General features: G+C 53.6%; 15 protein-coding genes and 1 tRNA gene. 5 read left to right on the forward strand and 11 right to left on the reverse strand.

Going from position 1 to position 21,951, the window contains the following annotated elements; genetic code table 11:
• Positions 1-155: 155 nt before the first annotated feature.
• The 10 genes from PKY88_03760 to PKY88_03805 all read right to left on the reverse strand — a co-directional run bounded on the left by PKY88_03760 (position 156) and on the right by PKY88_03805 (position 12,517).
• Positions 156-926 carry a PEP-CTERM sorting domain-containing protein gene (locus PKY88_03760; GenBank protein ID HOQ04312.1) on the reverse strand — a complete coding sequence of 257 codons (771 nt, stop codon included), beginning with the start codon at positions 924-926 and terminating at the stop codon, positions 156-158.
• A 45-nt stretch (positions 927-971) separates the two neighbouring features.
• Complete coding sequence (locus tag PKY88_03765; protein HOQ04313.1) at positions 972-1,874, reverse strand: PEP-CTERM sorting domain-containing protein; 903 nt, start codon at positions 1,872-1,874, stop codon at positions 972-974.
• A 123-nt stretch (positions 1,875-1,997) separates the two neighbouring features.
• Positions 1,998-2,849 carry a prepilin-type N-terminal cleavage/methylation domain-containing protein gene (locus tag PKY88_03770; protein HOQ04314.1) on the reverse strand — a complete coding sequence of 284 codons (852 nt, stop codon included), beginning with the start codon at positions 2,847-2,849 and terminating at the stop codon, positions 1,998-2,000.
• Positions 2,850-2,868: 19 nt separating this feature from the next.
• A complete protein-coding gene (locus PKY88_03775; GenBank protein HOQ04315.1) occupies positions 2,869-4,578 on the reverse strand; it encodes a FecR domain-containing protein in 1,710 nt (569 codons plus the stop codon).
• Positions 4,575-5,108, reverse strand: a complete 534-nt coding sequence (locus tag PKY88_03780) for a sigma-70 family RNA polymerase sigma factor (GenBank protein HOQ04316.1) — start codon at positions 5,106-5,108, stop codon at positions 4,575-4,577. Before PKY88_03780 ends, PKY88_03775 begins: the two co-directional genes overlap by 4 nt.
• A 257-nt stretch (positions 5,109-5,365) precedes the next feature.
• On the reverse strand, positions 5,366-6,043 hold the full coding sequence (locus tag PKY88_03785; protein ID HOQ04317.1) for a PEP-CTERM sorting domain-containing protein: 678 nt from the start codon (positions 6,041-6,043) through the stop codon (positions 5,366-5,368).
• A gap of 21 nt (positions 6,044-6,064) precedes the next feature.
• Positions 6,065-8,341: a hypothetical protein gene (locus PKY88_03790; GenBank protein ID HOQ04318.1), complete on the reverse strand. Its 2,277-nt coding sequence runs from the start codon at positions 8,339-8,341 to the stop codon at positions 6,065-6,067.
• Positions 8,342-8,376: 35 nt separating this feature from the next.
• Complete coding sequence (locus PKY88_03795) at positions 8,377-9,216, reverse strand: type II secretion system protein (GenBank protein HOQ04319.1); 840 nt, start codon at positions 9,214-9,216, stop codon at positions 8,377-8,379.
• A gap of 74 nt (positions 9,217-9,290) precedes the next feature.
• Entirely contained in the window at positions 9,291-11,429 is a 2,139-nt protein-coding gene (locus PKY88_03800) for a LamG domain-containing protein (protein HOQ04320.1), read from the reverse strand.
• 38 nt (positions 11,430-11,467) lie between these two features.
• Positions 11,468-12,517 (reverse strand): LacI family DNA-binding transcriptional regulator, encoded by a 1,050-nt coding sequence (locus PKY88_03805; protein ID HOQ04321.1) that lies wholly within the window; start codon positions 12,515-12,517, stop codon positions 11,468-11,470.
• A gap of 623 nt (positions 12,518-13,140) precedes the next feature.
• Here PKY88_03805 and PKY88_03810 point away from each other — a divergent pair.
• The 4 genes from PKY88_03810 to PKY88_03825 are packed head-to-tail and all read left to right on the forward strand — an operon-like array spanning position 13,141 to position 20,716.
• Complete coding sequence (locus tag PKY88_03810) at positions 13,141-14,700, forward strand: serine hydrolase (GenBank protein ID HOQ04322.1); 1,560 nt, start codon at positions 13,141-13,143, stop codon at positions 14,698-14,700.
• A 40-nt stretch (positions 14,701-14,740) separates the two neighbouring features.
• Positions 14,741-16,717: a hypothetical protein gene (locus tag PKY88_03815; GenBank protein HOQ04323.1), complete on the forward strand. Its 1,977-nt coding sequence runs from the start codon at positions 14,741-14,743 to the stop codon at positions 16,715-16,717.
• Positions 16,714-19,665, forward strand: a complete 2,952-nt coding sequence (locus PKY88_03820; GenBank protein ID HOQ04324.1) for a hypothetical protein — start codon at positions 16,714-16,716, stop codon at positions 19,663-19,665. Before PKY88_03815 ends, PKY88_03820 begins: the two co-directional genes overlap by 4 nt.
• A 25-nt stretch (positions 19,666-19,690) precedes the next feature.
• Positions 19,691-20,716, forward strand: coding sequence for a hypothetical protein (locus PKY88_03825; GenBank protein HOQ04325.1), 1,026 nt, complete (start codon positions 19,691-19,693; stop codon positions 20,714-20,716).
• 164 nt (positions 20,717-20,880) lie between these two features.
• Here PKY88_03825 and PKY88_03830 read toward each other — a convergent pair.
• A tRNA-Leu gene (locus PKY88_03830) sits at positions 20,881-20,966 on the reverse strand.
• Between the two features lie 217 nt (positions 20,967-21,183).
• On the opposite strand from PKY88_03830, the gene PKY88_03835 reads away from it, so the two are divergent.
• Positions 21,184-21,942, forward strand: a complete 759-nt coding sequence (locus PKY88_03835; protein HOQ04326.1) for a DUF3826 domain-containing protein — start codon at positions 21,184-21,186, stop codon at positions 21,940-21,942.
• Positions 21,943-21,951 lie beyond the last annotated feature (9 nt).

Raw genomic sequence — 21,951 nt, forward strand, 5'->3', positions numbered from 1 at the left:
GTTGTTACTCCAATTCCTGCCCCCTTTCTCCCCCCCGATGTCAAAAACAAAACACCCCTTCTTTTAAGAGACGGGCTGTCAAGCTTTTCGGCAAGAACAGCCCGTCTCTTGAACGTTTCACTCGAAACAACTGCAACCGCCGGTTCTGTCCGTTTTTACCGCCTGCGAAGAACGCTCAACAGTCCGCCCAGTCCCAGCAGCATCATCGAAGCCGGCTCCGGAATCATCGGATTCGCCAAATTCACTCCATCCATCAGATAAATGTTGTCAATCCGATAGTTGAAGTCTCGGTAGTTCGTAAGCGCCAGAAAATATGACAAATCCGCTATGGTCCCGTTCCGAAAATTAATTGGATCCGGATTAATCGGAGACATCCCAACAGCCGAATCACTGCCGGTTGTGACATACATATCAAACCAGTCACTGGTCTGGTCGATAACCGCCCAGATATTGTACCATCGGCCGATTTCCAAAGCCAGATACGTCTCCACAGTGCTTCCATCGCGAGCCCGTAGGTTGACATGCTGGCTGTCATCCCCGTTTCCCAGAGCCATCTGAACCTCAAAATCACCCCAGTTGGCCGCTGATGTGGTTATTTGATCAGCCAATCCGAAACTCGTATCCTGCAAACTGTTTCCGGCATACACCTGGAGAAATAAAGTCACGGCCGAAGACGTATTCGGAACAGCAGGAATGGAACGAAAAGCCCCGCGGCCGCCTCCTGTCCATCCGGTTTGCAGGAAAAGATTTCCTGCATCCTCCCCAATCCTTGCAAAAGAGGTTCCGGCTGTAATCTCCGTCCAAACTCCTCCGGTCACTCCGTCCCGGATGAGCCCGGCTGTGTACCCCTGAAAATCATCAATCAAAACCGCTTCAGCGGCAGGGATTATCCCAAGCATCAGGAAAAGAAGGAAAAACCTTTGCATCTTTCTTCCTCCGCTAAAATCCTTTTGATTCATCTCCGGCACTTCTTACCGTTTCCGAAACACAGACAGCAGTCCGCCCAGTCCCAGCAGCATCATCGAAGCCGGCTCCGGAATCACGCTCAGCACACCGGTGGACTCATCAAACTGATAAAAGACGCCGTTGGCATGCTTTTTCCAGATCAGTCCATCCACATCCGTAAACCCGACTACGTTAAAGGTAGAACCAAAGGTCTTCGCAGACGTGCTGACGATTGTCCAGCTGTCTCCTACATTCGTTCCCGCTCCGCTCAAATCGAAGATAAAATCCCCATAGAAATCATTTTGGGGACCGGTCCCTGAAATGCTGTTATTGACGCCGCTTGCGCCAATCACAAACCGCAGCACAGCATCATCCGCCAGCACAAACCGTCCGTTGTTAACGATGCTTCCTGTAAACGTATTGGCCGACGAATAAAACGTCAGGGTCCTGCCGGCTCCATCCGACCCGGTGTTCGTAATTTTGGCACTGCCGCTGATGGCTGCATAGACATTAATCGGCCCCTGCTTGGCATACATCACCGAATCCGCAATAATAGAGATGTTTCCATACAAGTTGCAGACATCTCCCACACCATTGCGATGGTCAATTACGCTGCCCCCATTGCCGATGAGATTATTCACCGTGATGCTGCCGGCCGTACCGGTTCCTTTGTACATCAGAATCCCGCCGGTGTTAATGGTCAGCGAATTGCCGCCGAAAACATAGCTGCCTCCATCCGCGGGAGTCCGCAGCTGAGCAATGCTCACTACATAATCATTGGCCGCATTCGGCGGCTGGCCGTCGCTCCAATGCAGCCCGCTGTTAAAGGAAGACTGCCCCAGAGTATCCGGGGCTGTCAGCGTAATCACGTCTGAGAACGCCGGAACTGCCAAAAAAGCCAAGACCAAAACACATATCTTTTTCATCATCTTTCCTCCACATTTTTCGTACCTGCCTATTTGGTTTCATCCGCCCTGCGGCAGGTTCACAAAGACGGATTGGTCCACACCTTCACTACGCACACACCACACTTCACACGGTTTTTTACGCTGTTATTGGTCTCCCTGAATCGCCCGCAAAATCTTCTCAAATGTCTGCACATCATCTCCCGGACCGTTGGAATATCCATCCCCGGCACGATTTCGGTTGTTCCACGTCTCTGCACTGAAAATATTCCGGTCCATACAGAAACTGACGTGTCCGTCGCCAAACAGGGCGGAAACGCCCTGCGGAGCGGAACTGAGGCTGCGATTCTGCCGATGCGGAATCACCTCCCATTCCTGCAGGTTGTCCACTACCACCGGCCGAATGCCCAACTGACTGAAAAACTTCTTATCGTAAATCCAGTAATTATAGGATGTCCTCACAAAAGCATGTCCGCCGTAGGTCGGCACATAGGTCCCCCAGGAGCCCCGCTCGGTGTACGCTTCATAATAATAGGGATACGGATAATCCGTGATCCGCGGCTGAGCCGGACAATAAAAGGCCTTCGGCTCGGTAAAATAATCCAAATCATATAAGACCGCCAAATGAAACGGGCGAGGCCGGCTGTTGCTCAGCAGCAGACTGCCCTGATGGGTAATGACCGCATTATACGGCTGCGGCTTTACATTAGTCACACCGCCGCTTGTGCCGGACGCCGAAGGGTCATATTGATTCCCTGCATAGTTTCCGCCCAAGTGATACATTGGAATCAGCCTGTCATTATAACTTTGGCTGTAGGTCCGCAGGGCTACACCGATCTGCTTAATATTGCTGCTGCAGACAATCCGCTTGGAGATGTCTTTGGCCTTCCCAATCGCCGGAATAATGATCGACAGCAGCAGCCCGATGATTGCAATCACAACCAGCAGTTCAATCAGCGTAAACCCCCCGCGACGGCCGGACTTGAACACCTTCTTCATTTCTCTTTCCTCAGTCAAGTTACGGTTTACCGTTCTCATACAATTCCCGAATTTCCCCGCTCGTCAAACACCGGCGGAAAATCATCAGTTCATCCACGACCCCGTCAAAATCTCCCTCCGGCAGAACATACCCGTCAATCTTCATCGCCCCCAAAATAATCTCCGCCGGCTCTGTCTCCTTCAGCCCTTCATAGGGAGCCGTCTGGAACAAATCTCCATTCACATAAATCTGAAGTTCTTTTCCGTCATACACCGCCGCAAAATGATACCAAACTCCGCTTTGCGGCACGAACGGCTGGCTGTAAAAACCTGCTTTCCCCGCCCCGTCATACTGACGAAACTCAAACCGAGTCTTTTGATAATTGTAAACATACCGGTCATCAAACAGGGAAAACTGATAATTCACCCGATGTTTTTCTCGGCAGGAAATCAAGTGCCCGCCCCAATGCTGATTGTCCGGGAAATAGACCCATGTCGAAATCGTCAGCGGCGACCCAAACGAAAGACCCGCTTGAGGTCCAATCAAAATAACCTGATTTTTCCCCCGTTCAAACCGCACTGCCTCTTTTTGCGGCCAGCGTCCGCTGACCCAAGCGGGTTTATTTCGACTGACATCTCCAAATACCCCCTCCCGCTCGGCTCCGCCGCCGGCTGCATTGATAAGCCGCTCCGGATTGTTCGAATCCCGTTCAAAAAAGTAATGCGCCGCCAGAGAGGGGTCTTCCCGATGCAGCCGGTACACCCACGAACGCCACCGGTAATAGCCGCCGATTTTGGATGCCTGCTCGAAGACCTCCGCCTCCGAAGGACGAACAAAATGATAGGGATTCACGGCTTTTGCCGCCAGCCGTCCCTGTTCATCCGCCGCCGCTCCCTGACCGGCCTTCAGCAGCATACTTTTAGCAAACTTCACCGGGTCCGAAGAATCGCGGATTTGGACAGACCCTTCATAGACATAAGTTTCCGTCTGTCCATTCTGCTGGACGTAGACGCCGAACTCTGTTCCATAGTCCACCAAACTGGCTGTCGGAGAACGCACCACAAAGGCCTGTTTTCCCGCCCCCTTCATCGATGCGACAATGCGTTCTTCCTGAAGGTACATCTGGACCGGGGTCTCGAGTGTAAAGGCAGACGGTCCTTCCACAAGAACCGTTGCCCCCCCTTCCAAAACAATTTCCGCCAATCCTTTAACCAGATGCATTGGCCCCGGATAGAGTTCACTGCCGTCGGACAGATGACGGCCGCTTGCATCCCGCCATACGGCATTGACTGTCCGCTGCAGACGTCCGACCGTTACTCCATTGGTTCGAAGCGGAGAAAGATATGCGTAAGCAATCAGAAAAATCAAAGCCGCTGCAGATGCAAGAAGCGAATAGACGGAAAACTTGCTCACAGGAGTCCGTACAGAAACCGTCGGAGCCTCCGCCGCGCGAACCGGCTCTTCCGGAGAGCGCTCCACACATACCGCCTCTGCCTTTTTTTCCTCTTCCGCCAGAAGCTGCCAAGTGTTTTCATTCAGAAGAGAATCATCCGGCGTCCCTTCGAGGAACAAAGAAGCCCCTTTTCGCCGATGGAGATGCGCATACACACAAAGAAAATCGATGTATTCCCGACGGGCTTGGGGACTCGTTTCCAGAAGAGCCGACAATTGAGAGGTCTGCTCGTCGGTTGCCAGCCCGTAGAGCTCCGCCAAAACCCAGTCATAGAATTCATTCGGCAAAGAACTCATCGAGCCGCCTCCTCGGCAAGAGTTTGTTTGATGCACTGAAGCAGAAACCGATGAATTCGAACCAAAGCGTAATAAGTCGCCCGCGTGGACTTGGAAATATGCGCCCCGATATTTTCCAGTGTTAAGTCCTTCTCATACCGGAGCTTGAGAATATACCGATCCATTTGGGTAAGTTTATCAATGCATTTTTTCATTGCACCAATCCGCAGGTCCATCTCCGGCAGTGCCCGGACAACCTCCTGTTCGAGCGATTCGGCAAGGGCCTCACTTAAACAGAGTTTCCTGCTCTTTTTTTTCTTGAAATAGGAAAGAATCTGGTACCGGGCAATCGTTAAAGCCCACGCCACAAAATCCATCCCGGGGGTAAAAGAGGAGAATTTCCGCCACATCACCGCTGACGCTTCCTGCATAATATCATCCGCATCCGCTGCATTCGGGACAAAGGATAAGATGTAAGCGTAAATTCGCTTATCATTCAGCATCAGCAGACGCAAAAACTGCTCCTGATTTTGTTCCTTTTCTTCCTGCATTTACACGATTCCCTTTGACAGTCCCTCTCCCTCTCAACTTATTTATCCCCAAAGGATTCTTTTTTACCAAAAAAATCACTTTTCCAGATCAAAACCCTTGTTGATGCACCCTACTCTGGACTATATACATCCGTTATATCTTTTATAAGTACCCCGTTTTTCAGAAAAAGCGATTTCTCACCATTTAAAAAAGCAAAAAGCCATCTGGAAAGACGGCTTTTTGCCTTCAGTTCAGTCATCAAACAATTCGGGATCTTTTACCGCTGGCGGCGCAGAACCATCAATCCCCCGACGGTCAGCAGAGCCAATGTAGCCGGCTCCGGAATCCCAACCAGAGTAATGTCGTCCACAAAAAGGGCTCCGGTGCCATAATACGTCTTATCATACCCAACTGTGATATACATCACGTTCTCCAGATTCATTCCCGGAACCGTATAGTCGGCAAAATTCATCTCCCAGACTATCCCATTCGGCCACCCTGTGCCGCTGGGGGTCACATCGCCGGGGTAGCTGGCTCCAAACACCTTCTGTCCCCAGCAGTCAAACATGCTCAGGAACACATCGCCGCCGGAACCGCCCAGTGTCCCCCACGGTGCAACGCCATCGTTTTTGGGAACCGCGAAGGTCATCTTAATCATATAATATCCCGGATAGGTCAGATTAACCCCATGAACCTGCCATACAGCCCCCGGCAAAGCATACTTGGTCTGAGCATAATAGGGCGAGTTCTGATTGTTCTGAATCAGCATACACTTGCCGTTCAGTACTGATTCGAGTGTTTCGCTGGTTATGTTTGAATTCGGATTGACCACCCAGGCCGCATTCAAAGCCGCGCTGTCGGCATATCCTTCAAAGTTATCCACAACCGTCACGAACGTCGCCTGAACAAGACCGATACAGCCCAAAACCATCAAAATTGCCAAACACTTCTTCATCTTTCTTTCCTCCAAAAAAGGTTAAAAGGTTTCCGGATTATTTCTCCACACACTCCACACACGAAAATCTTCCCAATTGACAATTCCGTCGTTATTCAAGTCTGCCGCATAGTCAGAACCCTCCTCAAGCCAATAAGTACACAGCACTTGCAAATCGTTTAGATCAATTTCTCCATCTCCGGATAAATCCGCTGCCGGCATCTGGCGAACCGCCATCCCCAGAATCTGCGCCGGCGACAAAACTCCCTTCCAGATTGCAAACTCATCCAGCTTTCCTGCAAACCGCCTCGGCGCCTGGTCCGGAATTACCGGCAGAATGGAAACACGGTTATCCGCCGTGCGAAATCCCCCCGTGTAGTATCGTCCCTGCGGGTTAAACGAAGCAATGAGATTTCCGTTTTTATAAATCTTCAGGGCCTGGCCCGTAGTATCCGTGCCCTGCTGCTGCCAGAGAGCATGTTCATAGGTGATCGTAATCATCTGCCAGACGCCCGCATCGTAGGGAACATTTGCATACGTCGGCACCATTGTCGTGCTGTAAAAACTGATTCCCTTTCCCCATCCCCAGTTGCCGATGCTTCGGGCGTTTCCGTTTTTGGACCAGCTGTTCGTCCCGAAGGCCGCCAGTGCCAGCGCATGATAATCTCCGCCGATGGAAATCGACGCATTCGGACGAACCCACAGATTCATCGACCAGTCATCGTCGGCATTCAGCGGCAGATTGGCTCCATTCACCAACTCAATCAAGACCTCCGTGCCGTCCAGCGACAGGGCCTGCCCGATTCGCCCTTTGCCGAACCGAAAACCGCCCTGGGCTGTTGTTGCATCATTCCCCCAGCCGCTGGAATCCGTCAGGCTGCCCTCAAATTTCCATTCCAGCACCTTCTGCGGCTGATTCGGCGAAAATTCAAAGGCCGCCGTCAGCACCGTATCAGACGGCAGAGTCAGTTCTATCAAATTCGGTTCGGCCAAATGAAGAAAACGGCTTCCGTCCCCGATTCCCTCCGCGGAATAACTCAGCGCACAAACCCATTCTTTGGGCTGAGAGCTGTTCAGGCGAACGAGACGGCTTTGCGAGCTTTCCGTACCGTTCACCGCCGCCAAAACAATCCCTTTGTCATAACGAAACGCCGCACAGTAAATCCCCTGTTCCTGCGGTCCTGCCGACAGGACTTGAGCCCCGGGCGGAACCAAATCCGTCAAAATCCTTAAAGCATAATAAACCGGCCGCCTGACGCTTCCGTCCGCCGCCCGGCGCTGAAGCCCCCAGCCTGAATCCGACCAGCTCTGATCGGCCGCCTCCCAGACAAAGGGGACCGACGCCCCGCCGTTCAGCAGTGAAAGCGTGTTCTCAAACACCCGAACGGCAAACGGAACCGTGTCCGACGCCGAATAAGTGTAAGCAGAACCGGGCGAAGGATACTCAACCCCGTGGAAAATACGATTGCCGGTCATATACTCCGTTACAAATATGGGCTTTTGTCCCAGCGGGTCTTTCGCTCGTACCGCTGCATAAAACGGCTGCCACCGCTGCCGCAGGAATTCGGGCCCGCACCCCTGCAGGAACGTCTCATCCCAGGCATGAGTCGCAAACGCCCCTAAGGAAGCGACGGCTGTTTCATCCAGCGCCCCCACCCAGAGAGCCCCGCCGCCGTTATGGTCCAGATAGGCCAGCCCCGGCCCGACAATCTGAACGGATTCAAAGCCCCGCTCATTGAGTTCCTGCCGGACCCGCTTGAGCACATCGTTATACTGTTCCGGCGGCACCCGGCAGTTCCACGTCCCTTCCGGCTCGTTGAACAAATCCACATACTCCGGCACAATTCCATAAGACCGCAGATAAGCCAGCTGCGCCCCCCACAAGAGGGCAACATCCTGGTGGTGTTCCGGTTTCAAAGCCCCCCAGACGTTTCTCCACGCAGAAAGATAATGAAACTGATTAAACACCGCGGCAATTCCGAGCTGGCGAAGGAGCTGACAGGTATTCTGCATAGCACTGAGCCGAGAGGAGCCGTAATTAGCAGCCACATATTGGTCAAAGGAAGAGCGAAGCCCGTCGGTCGGCGGCGTCTGCGAAACGGAGGCCCAATTCGGAGTCGCCTCCAGCCGCACATAGCGAATCTTCAGCGAAGTCAGCAGCGGTGTGATGGAATTGTCGCCGGCCCAAATCTGCGCCCCCAGACCGCCGAACGGATGCGAGACCGTATCAGCATCGAACGTCACCTCCGCCCCGCCTGCGGCTGCGGCCGGCAGGCAAAGCATCAGCAGACGAACCAGGATGACTCTAGGGCAAAACACCTTCCCGCTCCTCCGAATCGGCCGGAAAGCAGCCGCTACTGGCCGTAGAAGTACATCGTCCAGCGGCGTCCGGATTCACTGTTCGGCACAACCTCTGCAAAGTCCCTCGGCTCGCGGCTCACATGCCCGTCCACCCAGCCGATCATCCCGATGCCGTAAATATCCGCAGGACGTTTCTGATGCCACCGGGTCTGGAACCAAAACCGCTGGTCGCTCTGAATCTCTTCCGGTTTCCGAGTCGGGTCAAAAAACCAGCGGGCGATGAAATAATATTCATGGTCCATAAAATAGGTCGTCCGTGCCGGATTGCGAATCGTGGACAGTTTGGTGGACCCCCGCTCATCCCAGTACATATACCCGCCTTTGGCCGTTCGCGGACCGTTCTCGCGTCCGCTGCCCACCTCATCATAGCGAGGACCGTCAATGACTCCGGGCGTTCGATTGTTGTAATTGAGAACCATATACCCGTTTACGGCATAGGTAAAAGTCTGCTCATGTCCCTGGGTTTGGTAATCCTCACTCAACGCATAAAATTTGACATTTGCAGCGCTCGGACAGACCAGAGAATCGCCTTTGTTCTTGATGGAGGCGGCCAGATACGGCATCAGTGAAACCTTGGAATTGTCTTCCACCTGCCCGTTAGGGTGGGTGTGCATCGGGTCTCGCCACCATTTCAGCGCCACTGCATATCCGTTGTTGTCATCCGCCCAGAGCCGTGCCGCCATCACCAAAGATTTCAGATTGGTCCCGCAGACCGCCATCCGTGCCAATTCGCGTCCTTTATAAAGGGAGGGGACGATAATCGACAGCAGAAGGGCAATAATCGCTATCACCACCAGCAGCTCAATTAATGTAAAGGCCTTTCGAATTCGCATGATTATCTCTCCTGATTTTGTCTTTTCGGAAAGCGGAACGGATTCCTTTTCCGCCCCGCCCTCCGAGAATTTTTTTATTGAATCCCCAGCAGCCATTCCTCGACGAGGATAAACAAATCATCCATATCCACCTTGCAGTCCTTGTTCAAATCCGCCTGCGGGATTCCCGAACAAACCGGCTCCCGGATAAACCTGAACTCATCGATATCGATTCGGCCTGAACGGGCGTCCGTCCGATCGCTGCTGCCGGTACCAATCAGAATATAGCGAATCTCCGTCAAGTCTCCTTCGTCTGCTGTGCCGACACCGCCGGGTCCCAGAAGCGAATTCGGGTCAATCACCCATTCGGACCACTGATCAACCGGCTGGACCGTCGCGCCGCTTCCGACAATCCACTGCTCCGCTTTAACCTGCATAGTTTCATCGATAAACTTCAGGAAAAGAATATCTTCCTCGCTGTTATTCTGATGCCGATACAGCCGCAGAGAAACCTTCTGAAAACCGGACAAATCTTTCACCTGTCCGAAGTCATAAAGGATGCTCGTGTAATTGTTCGGGTCCGCCGGAGATGTCGCCGGCAGCACATAATCCCACCGCAGGGCGTAATTGCCCGCATACGCATTGCTCGTCTGACTGATGGTGCCTGTGCCGCTGTAGCGGGGGCTGGCATAAACACTCCAGCGGTCCAGCGTCCCTTCCATATCATCGGCCACCAGCAACTCGCCCGGATCCAGAACGGTATCTTCCATCCAGTCTGCGCTGACCGCGGCAGCATCGGTCATATCCACTTTCAGGTCGTTATTGAGATTCGAACGGGCTGCCAGCGCCTGAATCTGCGCCGGAGTAAGGGCCCCATTCCAAATCGTCACTTCATCGATATAGGGCTCTCCCCATTCCCCCAGAAATCCATCATCCGCCCAACTGTAGCCGATAGCCGCAGACAGCGTTCGGGTTTTGTGAGAGCTGCGGGGATAATCCGCCCAGGCGAATTCCTGCCCGTCCAAATATAACGTTGCCTTCGCTGCCTCGCCGTCCGCAACGACCGCCAAATGATGCCACGTCTGTCCGTCCAGATAGGCCGAGGCGTCTGCTTTTATCAAAAATAACGTATTATAATCTCTTTCTTTGCTGATGACCTGAAGTTCTGCATTGTTGGCACGAATCAGAAATTGTGTACCTTTCGCCAGTCCGCCACCGGGATCAGACACCTGTTTTTCCGAATAAAACGCTGTCCAATACGGCTGCTCGCCGGATTTGAACCAGAAACTGACCGTATAATTGACCGGCTGGGAAACACAAAACGGCAAATCAATCTTCTGGTGGCCGTCAAACAACAAAGCATCCCCTCTGTATCCTTCGGCAAGCCAATCCGAAATGGGGTCCGTATATCCCCACAGTTGTCCGTTATTGCCCAGCCCGGAATAATCCGGCATCACAAAGCCGGATGGATTCTCCATCTTGTAATACGCCACCTGACGGGTGGTCGGAACTTCCGCCAAAACCCCCGGAACAATCAGATTCCGGATTTCATCCGCCGTCAGGACGCCCCGCCAGACCGTGAACTCATCAAACCGTCCGATGAAGAAATCATAGGAATTCCAGGGATTGGAAGGAATCCGAACTTCTCCCGGTGCATCCATGAATGTCGTATTCCTCATCGCAATCAGAACACCGTTTTTATAAATGCGAACAATCCGCCCGTCGTAAGTCGTTGTAATCATCTGCCACTGGTTAATATCCCAGGGAATCATCGAAGAAATATAGGTGGTTGCTGTGGTTGTTCTTCCGACGAACGTAATCAGTCCGCCATAATCGACATAGCCGGACGCATAAACAGCCCGCGAGTTTTTGCTCGCATCCGGCTTCTCACCCAAACACCAAAGCGTCCGCCAGTCTCGCGGATTTTCCGTCGGATACACCCAGACATTGACGCTCCAGGTATCCGCAGCCAGGACCGGCAGCAGTGCCGTGCTGATGCCGGTTCGGTACACGCAATTCGTCCCGTCTGACACAAAGGCCTGTCCGCTCACACCGGCCGTATAAGCGGGCGTCCCAAACGCAATCCCATCCAGTCCATTGCCGCTGCTGTCGGCCAGACTGCCGTCAAACTTCCACTCAATCACCTTCTGAGCCCCCATCGACGCCCCGCAGAAAAGTATCGCCAAACAGACGCTCACAATCCACTGCATCCTCAAACTCTTCTTCATCATCATTCTCCTTTCCTGCCGATCAACAAAAAGCATTTTTTCACCTAACAAGAAGGTTTTGCCGTAGAATTCCGAACGATTAATTCGCAGCTGACCCGAATGGTTGCCGCTGGTCCTGTTACTTCTTTTTCAACGCGCTGAACAATGGCCCGGCCGGCGCACTTGCCCACCTCAATGCCGTTCTGACGAACTGTCGTCAGCGGAGGACGCATCTGTCGGGAAAAATCCAAATCGGAAAAGCCGACTACCGACAGGTCTTCGGGAATACGAACCCCCAAATCCGCCGCCGCCAGATACAAATCATAAGCCAAATGGTCCGTCTCGGCAAAAATCGCCGTCGGACGGTCCTTCATCAGCAATATTTCCTTAGCCAGCTGAATCGCATTGCCCCCTTCCTCTTTCAGGTGCCACACCCGATACCGCACATCGGGGGCCAGCGTTCGCAGCGCAAACTCAAAATACCGCTGCCGGCGGAGCTGCCAGCTTCGGGCATCCTTTTCAAATTCAGTAAGACATCCGATATTCCTGTGTCCCAGATTCAGCAGATGTTCCGCCACCAGCCGGCCGCCCAGTTCTTCGTCCGTCTGAACGGAATCCGCCAGCCGGCAGTCCTCCAAAGCATGGTCTACAACCACCAGCGGGATGCCCCGCTCAATCAGTTCACGGAAATAATCTTTATAAGAGGCCGCAAAGTCCGGCCAGACCAGTATCCCTTCTACACGCCGGTCCACCAGTTTGTGAATCTGCTCAAGCCCTTGTCCGTCATCCGCAAACCGTTCCCCATCCCCAACCCACAAGGTAATCGGCATATAATCCGCTTCGGTCAGCACCTGATGGATTCCGGTCAGTACGTTCGTCCAGTACGAGTCAAAGGGCGGGATCAAAACCCCAATCGTGCGTGTCTTGCCGGTCTGAATGCTTTGCACCAGCAGGTTCTGCCGCCAGCCGAGCCGTTTGGCCACCTCCAGAACCCGCTGTCGAGTCTCCTCCGCAAAACGCCCGTTTCCGTTTCGAAGGATGATGGACGCAGTCGCCATAGATACGCCGGCGGCGGAAGCGATGTCTTTCAGTTGCGGCATGGATGGTTTCTTCATTCCTTTTCCCTTCAAAAAACTCAAAAACTACTAAAGTACTTTATCATCAAAATAAGATATTTGTCAATAATTTTTTGCATTTTTTAAAAATTTTTAAGAAATCAAATGCAATTCGTTGAGAAAAAAGCATTTACAAATCTTTCTGTCCAGCTCCGATAATAAAATACTTTACTGAAACCTAAAAGAAGAAAAATCATAAGTCGATATATATTAATATCTTACATAAATTCTTGCTCTTCCGTTGTTTTTTGCCGAGTTCCTCAGTTTTTTTGAGATTTCTTCAAAAAAGATTCCAAAAAACTCTTTTCTTTTGATAAAAAACGCCTATAATGACCTGATAAAGTACTTTACTTCTTTTAAAGAATGAAAGGTTTTTTAACATGACAGATGCTTGCGGGAAACGCCAACCCAGGTTTTTCACCCTTATTGCTTTTGTAAGTCTTTTTTATACAGATTGTTATGTTTCTTTTGCTCAAAAACAGAGTGAGTCACTTTCTGCAACCCGTACTCAAAACATCGCTAATCTTGATTCCGAGGTAATTCGGTCCCTTCAAAATCTGGCTTTAGTCCCGGAAAGCAAATGGGGTTATCTTTTTGAAGCCGGCGGCTCTTTCCCGGCCCTCATGTGGTCTGACAGCTATTTAGTCCAGAAATTGACCGGTGCGGAAAAACCTTCCGTCCGCTGGTTTGACAGTGCCTTGAATGAAACAGTTTCCTGTCAAAAATCCGGTCGTTATCTGGCCTATGCCGAATTGAAACTGCCGGACGGACACCTCATCCGACATTCAGCCACGTTTTATGCAATCCCCCCCAATTCGCATCCCTGGAGAAATGATACCCGTTTTGTCCTTTATAATCGTTCCCGTCCCTGGTGGCACCCCTGGCACGGCAAACCTCATGCTCAAGTCGATTTCTTGGAGAATCTGGGGCTGTCCCGCTCTGCCTGGGAGGCCAACCAGACGCTCCTTGCCGCCTGGGCCGGAAAGGCCTTTGTAGAATTCCTCGAATCCGACCCTTACGGTCCTGTTCTTTTGGGTTTTCTCTCCGAACCGGAGCGATTTGATTATCTGCCCCCCAAAGCCCGCACACCTGAAATCGCCAACGATGAACTCCACCTGCAATTGAAGCGAAAAATCCTCAACCTTTCCGAGCCGGCCCGGAAACTGCTGCCCCCGCCGCCGACTCAGGAACCGTCGGTTGAGCTTCGGCCCGGCTCCCCGCAGGAAGCCGGTTTCAGCCCGGACGCCCCCCAGCAAATCCGTCAGCTCTGTCAAAAATGGTACGAAGAAAGCCGCGAGCCTTTTGCCGTCCTGCTGGCCCGAAACGGAGTCATCTTCTTTCATGAGGCCTTCGGTTCCCTGCCGGACGGCACCCCCATGACCGTGGATACCCCGATGTTCATGGCTTCTATCACAAAATTGATGAGCGGAATGCTTTTCGCCCAGTTTGTCGAGCAGGGATTGGCCGACATCGACCAGCCCGTTGGTGTTTTTCTGCCGGACTGGTCTGTCGAAGGTCCCAAAGCCGTCACATTCCGTCACTGTTTTACCCATACAACCGGCCTGAGCGGTCATTACGAATTCGGCGGGATGCACAATCCCTGGCTTGAAAATGCTCTGGCCCTGGCCGCCCCGCAGCTGCCTGTCGGGCAAGTGCATGAATACAACGGGATGGGGTATGACCTGGCCGGCAAAGCGATGGAGATGATTGCCGGCAAAAGCGCTTTTCGGCTGATGCACGAACAGATTTTTGAGCCCCTCGGGATGAGCCATACCGTCCTTGATGATATGGCCACCTGCTCTACCAGCACCCCGATGGACATCGCCCGCATCGGCCAGCTCATCCTCAACGGCGGCGTCTGCGGCGGCAGACGGTTCTTCTCCGAAAAAACCCTCCAGCGGCTTCTGCCCTGTCCTTTAAATACGTATTATCCCGCTGTCCAGAAAGACTGGGGGATCGGAATGACCTGGATGCCCGCAGAAAACCCGGATGCCGATAAAACCGGCCGAGCGTATCTATTCAGCTCCCGTGTTGTCGGCCATGGAGCCGCCTCCTCCGCTGTCTTTCGCGTGGACCTCGAAAACCGTCTGATTATCGTCCAGACGCGAAACCAGGCCGGCCCGCATTACGACAAATACCTGACGGAGTTTCTTAAGACAATCGACCAAACCATGAATCGATAACCCCTCAAGCAAACCAGCAAGAATGGATGAGGAGTATCCTATGCAGTACTTGACAACCCTCGACTATATCCTGATTGTTCTGTATTTTCTGGCCCTGATCGGCCTGGGCTTCTTCCTGCAGAAACGCGCTTCCGGCTCGATGGAAGAATACTTTCTGGCCGGAAAATCCCTGCCCTGGTGGGCCATCGGCATCTCCGGCATGGGCTGGTCGCTGGATATGACCGGCACGATGCTGATTACCTCCCTTTTGTTTCTGCTGGGACCGCGGGGGCTTTTCCTCGAATTTCGCGGCGGAGTGCCGCTCGGGTTGGTCTTTGTAATGGCCTGGACCGGCAAATGGCATCGCCGAAGCGGCTGTATGACCGGAGCCGAATGGCAGGCCTACCGCTTCGGAACAGACTGGGGCGGGCATGCAGCCCGAATCCTCTCGGCCGTCGCCGGAATCGTCTTTACCATCGGAATGCTTGCCTACCTGGTCAAGGGGTCCGGACTCTTTGTGTCCACCTTTATCCCTCAGCTGTCGCCCGCAGCCGCTTCGCTGATTCTGGTCGTCGTTACTACCTTATACACCGTCACGTCCGGCTTTTACGGAGTAGTATATAGTGATATTCTTCAGGCCTTTCTCATTTTCTTAGGGGCCGTCCTGGTCATTGTCGTCGCCGTCGGAAAAATCGGCAGTCCCGAGGAATTATCTCGACTGGCTCAGGAAGTCACCGGCAGTACCGACTGGATGACTTCCTTTCCGCAATGGAAAACCTACATGCCCCCCGGCTACGAAATGTACGAATGCCTGATGATGTTCACCATCTTTCTGATTTTACGCAACATCATTGTCGGGCTGGGCACGGGCAATACTCCTCAGTACTTCGCCGCCCGCAGCGACAAAGAATGCGGAAAAATCGCCTGCCTCTGGTCCGCTCTGCTGACCTTCCGCTGGCCGATGATGATGGGTTATGCGGTCCTCGGGATTTATCTGATTAAAGAAATGTTCCCCTCCCCCGACCTGTTCGCCGCCGCTGCCGAGCAAATTCATCGGGCCCTGCCCAACCTTTCCAAAGCCCAGTGGTCGGATATGCTCTCTACAATCGCCAACTCCTCGGCGGCCTATCCCGATTTGGCCAAAACCCTCGAATCCGTCCTCGGCAAAGACTGGGCGGTTCACCTGCCTTATGTGAGTTATGAAGGCACCGTGCTGGCCGAAAAAATCCTGCCCGCCGCCCTGCTCTATATGATTCCCGCCGGCCTGAAGGGATTGATTCTGGTCAGTCTTCTGGCCGCCACGATGTCCACCTTCGACTCCACGGTCAACATGGCCGCCGCCCTCTTTACCCGCGATATTTACCAGGCCTACCTGCGTCCCAAAGCCCAAACACGGGAACTGCTCTGGTCCAGCTATATCTTTACTGTTCTGATGGTGGCCGTCGGCTTTTTCATGGGCTACTACGCCAAGAGCATCAACGACATCTGGGGCTGGATTACCATGGGCCTGCTGTCCGGATTGGCGATTCCGAGCGTGCTGCGGCTCTATTGGTGGCGGTTCAACGGCGCCGGCTTTGCCATCGGCACCTTCGGCGGAATGGCCGCCGCCGTCATCCAGCGCATCTATTGGCCCGACTGGACGGAACAGACACAATTTATTGTCCTGACGCTGGCCTCTTTGGTCTTTACCGTTTGGGGGACTTATGTTGCCGGTCCCGCCGACAAACAAACGCTCGAGAATTTCTACTGCACTACCAAACCCTTCGGACTTTGGGGACCCTTTGTCAAACGCCTTGACCCGGAAACCCGCCAACGGCTTTGGCAGGAACACAAAAACGACCTGCTGTCGCTGCCCTTCATCTTCATCTGGATGGTCTGTATGTATCTGATGCCGATGCAGCTGATGCTCGGCACCTACAAGGCCTTCACTATCACAACACTTTTGTTTCTAATCGGAATCGCAGGAATCTTCTGTTTCTGGTATAAAAATGACAGCGGGCTGCCCGATCGGCTCACGCTTCTGGAGGAACAAAAATGAAATCGTTTGCCAATGCCGTACTCTTGGGACTTTTTGCTGTCAGTTTTTGCAAAGGAAACGATAAGCAGTCCTATTCCATCGGCCTCATCGGGGAAAGCCCTGTTGCGGAGCAGGCCCTTCGCCAGGCCGGCTATCCGCTCACAGCCCTGACTTGGAATGATTTTCTCGAGGGCAAAGTCACTGCAGAGCGTTTCTCCTGCCTGCTGTTTGCCCAGCCCCGCCGATTTCCCTATCAGGCCCGCCAAGCCCTTCAGCAATATATGAAAGACGGCGGCGACCTGATCCTTCTGAACGGACCGGCCTTTGAAATCCCTGTCTTTCTGCATCGCGGCCGATGGTACTCCCCGCAGGAACTCCTGCCGCAGCTGGCGGCGGATACCGCTGACCGAAATCTGTCCATCGATTTCGCCAAGGAAGACCCCGCCCGCTGGACTCGGGACTGCGACAATCCCGGCTCTCCCAGCACTCTGCAGAAAAAGGAGGAAGGCGGGTTGACGTGTTTTGAAGCAGCTATCCGTCAATTCTCCCGCTGGGACACCTTCCGCGGCCCCTTCCAAAGCAAAAAAGGTCACAACGCCCTCTGGCTGAAGGTCAGGGGCTCGGACAACCTTCGCCAACTTGTCGTCGAAATTCGGGAGCAGGACGGCAGCCGCTGGGTGGCCGTCGCTGACTGCCCCCGTCAATGGCAGGAAATTGTCCTTCTTCCGGCCGGTTTCCAGTTCCTGCCGGACGGCTCACCGCCCGGACGAGGCGGACGCGGAGACGGACTTTGCCTCGAAAAGGCCGCCTGGCTTCAGTTCGGCATGTCCTACGATTATTCTCCGCATCCGCCCGCCGATTATCAAATCTGCCTGGCACAGGCCGGAACGGCGAAAATTGACCTGCCGGACGGCTTCGGTAAACCTCTCTTCGAAAAGATTCTGCCAATCTTTTCCGCTCAGCCGTTTCACCAATACGACGATGCTGTTTCTGTTCGGCCCGCTCCCCATCAGTCCCTTTTCGAAGGTCCCGCCCAAACCAAAATGGCCTTAAAAGGCACCTCCGCCATCGGATTTCCGTACATCAACGAATCCAAATACACCGGAATCCTGCAGGTCTTTGATGCCTGGGACCGCTCCCGAGGATTCGCCGCCGGCCTCCTTGAACACTACGAGGGCCCATACAAAGGCGGCCAATGGCTCCTGTTCGGCGTCCACACCGAGGGTTTCTATCAATCCAACCTGTTCAAGGACTGCCTGCTCCAAACCCTGCAAAAAATCCGGCAGCCGAATCGCCTCCGACAGCTGGCCGAGGCGGAAAAGCAGGCCAAAGAAAAACGCATGCCCCGGCCCCAAAGCCGATTAAAACCCATCCGCCTCAGTTCGGACGGGAAGCACTTCATCGACGCCGACGGCAAACCGTTCTTTATGCTCGGCGTCAATTACATCGGCTCGTTCGACTGCAAGACCTCCCACGCTTCCGATAACTTCTTTTACGACAAGTGGGAAACCGATTTTCGCAAGGCCCGCGACGCCGGCATCAACTGCCTGCGGCTCTGGATTGAAGGCCTCAACGCCGACAAAAGCAAAATGGACAGTATTCTGCATCTGGCAAACCAATACGGCCTCTATCTGCTTCTTCACCCGACCGCCCACCCCAAAGAAAAGGGCGAAGACCTGACGCAGCTGTTTACAGACCTGGCCCGCCTTGTCTCTGCCGAACCGGCTGTCATCGGCTACGACCTGCAGAACGAACCCTACATTACCACGGTCGGTGCCGTCCGAATTGCAGGACGTCCCAGCGCCGTCATTCAGCATGACCCCTACAACCGCTACGCCGACAAAGGTCTTTATGAGAAAGAATGGGTCGATGTCCGCGCCCAGCACGGCAGCGACTGGCCGCCTGTGAGTGAATGGGCGTCCCGAGAGGAACGCAGGGCCCTTCTGGCCGCCTACAACATCCTGGCTCGATGGAGTGCCCGGTATATCCATCCGCGGGATTACTCGTCTCTGTACGGCTGGAACACGACATTGCCACTGACCGGAGACATGGCCCCCTTCTTTGAGGCCGTTAACCAGACCTTTGCCGACTGGCTGAACCTTCACATCCCTGCCCTCCGCTCCATTCATCCGTCGGCTTTTCTTACCGTCGGCTACAACAGTCTCCTGACCGCCCTGCCTGCCAACAGCCGGCTGGATTTTGTCAATCATCATCTTTACCAGCCGCCGACCTCCTTCGAAGACCTCCGGAAAGCCGTCACGACCTTTGACCGCCTCCGTGAAATCTGGCCCGACAAGCCCATCACGCTGGGCGAATTCGGATACAGCTGCGGCACACGCCTGCCGGACGGCTCCACGCTCGACATCTACAATTCGGCAGCAGCAGAACTGATGATTTACCTTTATGCATGGGCCAACGGATTTGACGGAGCTATGTCCTGGATGGAGTCTGATTGGCCGATTGCCCTGATTGATTACTCCGCCCCATGGGTCAGCAAAACCAAACAGGCCTATGAAGCGGGCTTTGGGATGTACTACTACGATGGAACTGAAACCGGGCATCCCAAACCGATTGTCGGCGCCCTGCGGACATTCCGGGATTATCTGGACCTTTATCCGTCTGAAAAAGGGCAGCTGGAACTGCGGCCCGATTCCGCCCTTCAGACCGGCTGCGGCTGGCTGTATCAGGCCCCCCATGCCCGCTTTGCCGGTACCAAAACCTTTCAAAACGAGCACATCCTGTTCCGCGCTTCACAGGCCGCCGTTCTGTTGCTCTACTGGACGGACAAAGAGCTTTGCATTCTGTCCACGGCGGATGCCCAGCTGTCTTTGAAAAAATCGTTTCTGCGGAACATCCTCGGCACAGACAACTGTTCCCTCGAAGGCCGCCTGAAAACCTCCTCCCAAGCCGAAGAATCCTGGACCCTCGAATTGCTGGAAAGTCAGCCCTGTCGGCTGAGAAGTCTTTAATCGCTGCATTTACGGAGAGTCATCAATGAAACTGGTTCGTTATTCAAAAAATCCGATTCTGAAACCCAACCCGAAGAACTCCTGGGAAAACTTCGTCACAACCAATCCCGGCGCCTGGTATGAGGAAGAAACCGGCCGCGTGCTGATGCTCTATCGGGCCGCCGGCGATGACGAAGCCCATGTCATCCGTTTCGGTCTGGCCGTCAGTTCCAACGGCTATGACTTTCAGCGTGTCAGCGACCAGCCCGTCTTCGGCCCCAGTGCCGACGGATTCGACGCCGGCTGTGTTGAAGACCCCCGCATCATCAAAATCGGTGAGTACTACTACATCACCTACGCCGCCCGTTTTTATCCGCCGGGCCGATACTGGCTGGCTGCCGGAAAACCCCAGGTCTGGAAACAGAGCCCGTCCGAGTTTCCCTATCTGATTCGGGAAAACGCTACTGTTACCGGCCTGGCCCTGACCAAAGATTTCAAAACCTGGATTCGGGCCGGACGTCTTACCAGCCCTCTGGTTGATGACCGCGATGTCATTCTGTTTCCCGAAAAGGTAAACGGAAAATTCGTGATGCTCCACAGGCCAATGAGCTGGGTCGGCCCCCAATACGGAACGGAACATCCGGCCATGTGGATTTCCTTTTCGGAGGACCTGCTCCACTGGCCCCAAAGCACCCTGCTGGCCGCCGCAAAGGAGGATTGGGAATGCAAAATCGGCGGCAATACCCCGCCCATCCGCACCCCGCACGGCTGGCTGACGCTTTACCACGCCGTCGGCCCGGACCGGTACTACCGCCTCGGAGCGATGCTGTTGGACCTGAACAATCCGGCCAGGGTTACCCATCGAACCAAAGACTGGATTTTCCAGCCCGAAGAATGGTATGAAACCCAGGGATGCTATGACGGCGGCGGGGTCGTCTTCCCCTGCGGAAAAGTCGTCATCAACGATACGCTGTTTGTCTATTACGGAGCTGCAGACAAATATGTCGGATTGGCCACCTGCAAACTCAGCGAGCTGCTGGATTACCTGCTGTCTTGTCCCGCCAATCACTAAAAAAACATTGCCCTGCTGAAACATTTGCGGCACTCCCCCTGCAAAGGGAGAGTGCCGCAAACAGCGCACAGACTCATATCGCTGAATCTGTGGCAAAACAAAGTCGAGGAACTCCCTGGACTCCCCTTTGTTCTGTGGAACTTCTCTCCCTGGACCCCAATCAATGCCCAGGACTGGAGTCGAACCAGCACGAGGTGTTACCCCCATCAGGCCCTCAACCTGACGCGTCTGCCAATTCCGCCACCTGGGCTCCATTCAGATGGTATTGTACCGCCCCTATCTATTTTGGCAAGTTTTTTTTCACTTCCTCTTGGGTTGAGCATAAAAAAACACCCCACCTCACACCATCGATTTTCCCAGGGGAAAATCACGATTCCAAAAGAAAGTCTTGAGTTGTCATTAGACGAAAGAATATTATAGCCAGGGTAGATTTATCCGAGATTCCTTCGATAAGCAGGAGACTCTTTATGACTGCACAAAGAAACCGAGTTGCTGCAATCTTGTTCGCATTAGGATTTACCTCTGCCCTGCAGGCAGAAACCGCCGTGGAGGCGGCAATCCGAATACAGAAGGCAATTGACAAGGGTACCCCGCCGGCATGGATGAACCCCGTTTTGCCCGAAAACATTCAAAAAAACATCCAAAACAAAGGGAAAACCCTTGCCCAACACCTGAAGTTAGGCAATGAGGAGAAGGAAGCCAGAGTCGCCTCGCTGCTGGCCGAGCACTACGGCCGGGTCTGGGCGTGGCATCAGCAGATAGATCAAGAACTGGAGGCCGCCTGGTCTGCCTGGGATGAGGCACGAGACCCAGCCAAAGGAGGCAAGGATGAACTGAAGGCCCTGACTGTCATGGTCGAACAGATCGACCCAATCTATGCCCAGTTTGCTCCCCAGATACAGAACCTGCTCGAGGCCCTTCAGCAGATACTCACTGACGAGCAAATCACGGCCCTGCTGGACCAGATTACCCGCTCCCCGGGCGTAGACCGCACCTACAATGCCTACCTCGAAATGGTTCCCCAGATGAAAGACACGGAAAAAAAGATAATTCGCCAACGGTTAGAACAGGCACGACGGGACTCCCTGGCAGCCTGGACAGATAAAGAAATCGTCAGGATTTTTAAAAAATATAAGCTCCGTAATGAATTTTCTATAGATTACTTCGGCTACGGCTATCGGGAACATTACAAGGCATGGGTCGAACGGAACAAACAGGCGAAATGACCCTCTTGG

It is taken from the genome of Anaerohalosphaeraceae bacterium (assembly GCA_035378985.1).
Taxonomy (GTDB): domain Bacteria; phylum Planctomycetota; class Phycisphaerae; order Sedimentisphaerales; family Anaerohalosphaeraceae; genus JAHDQI01.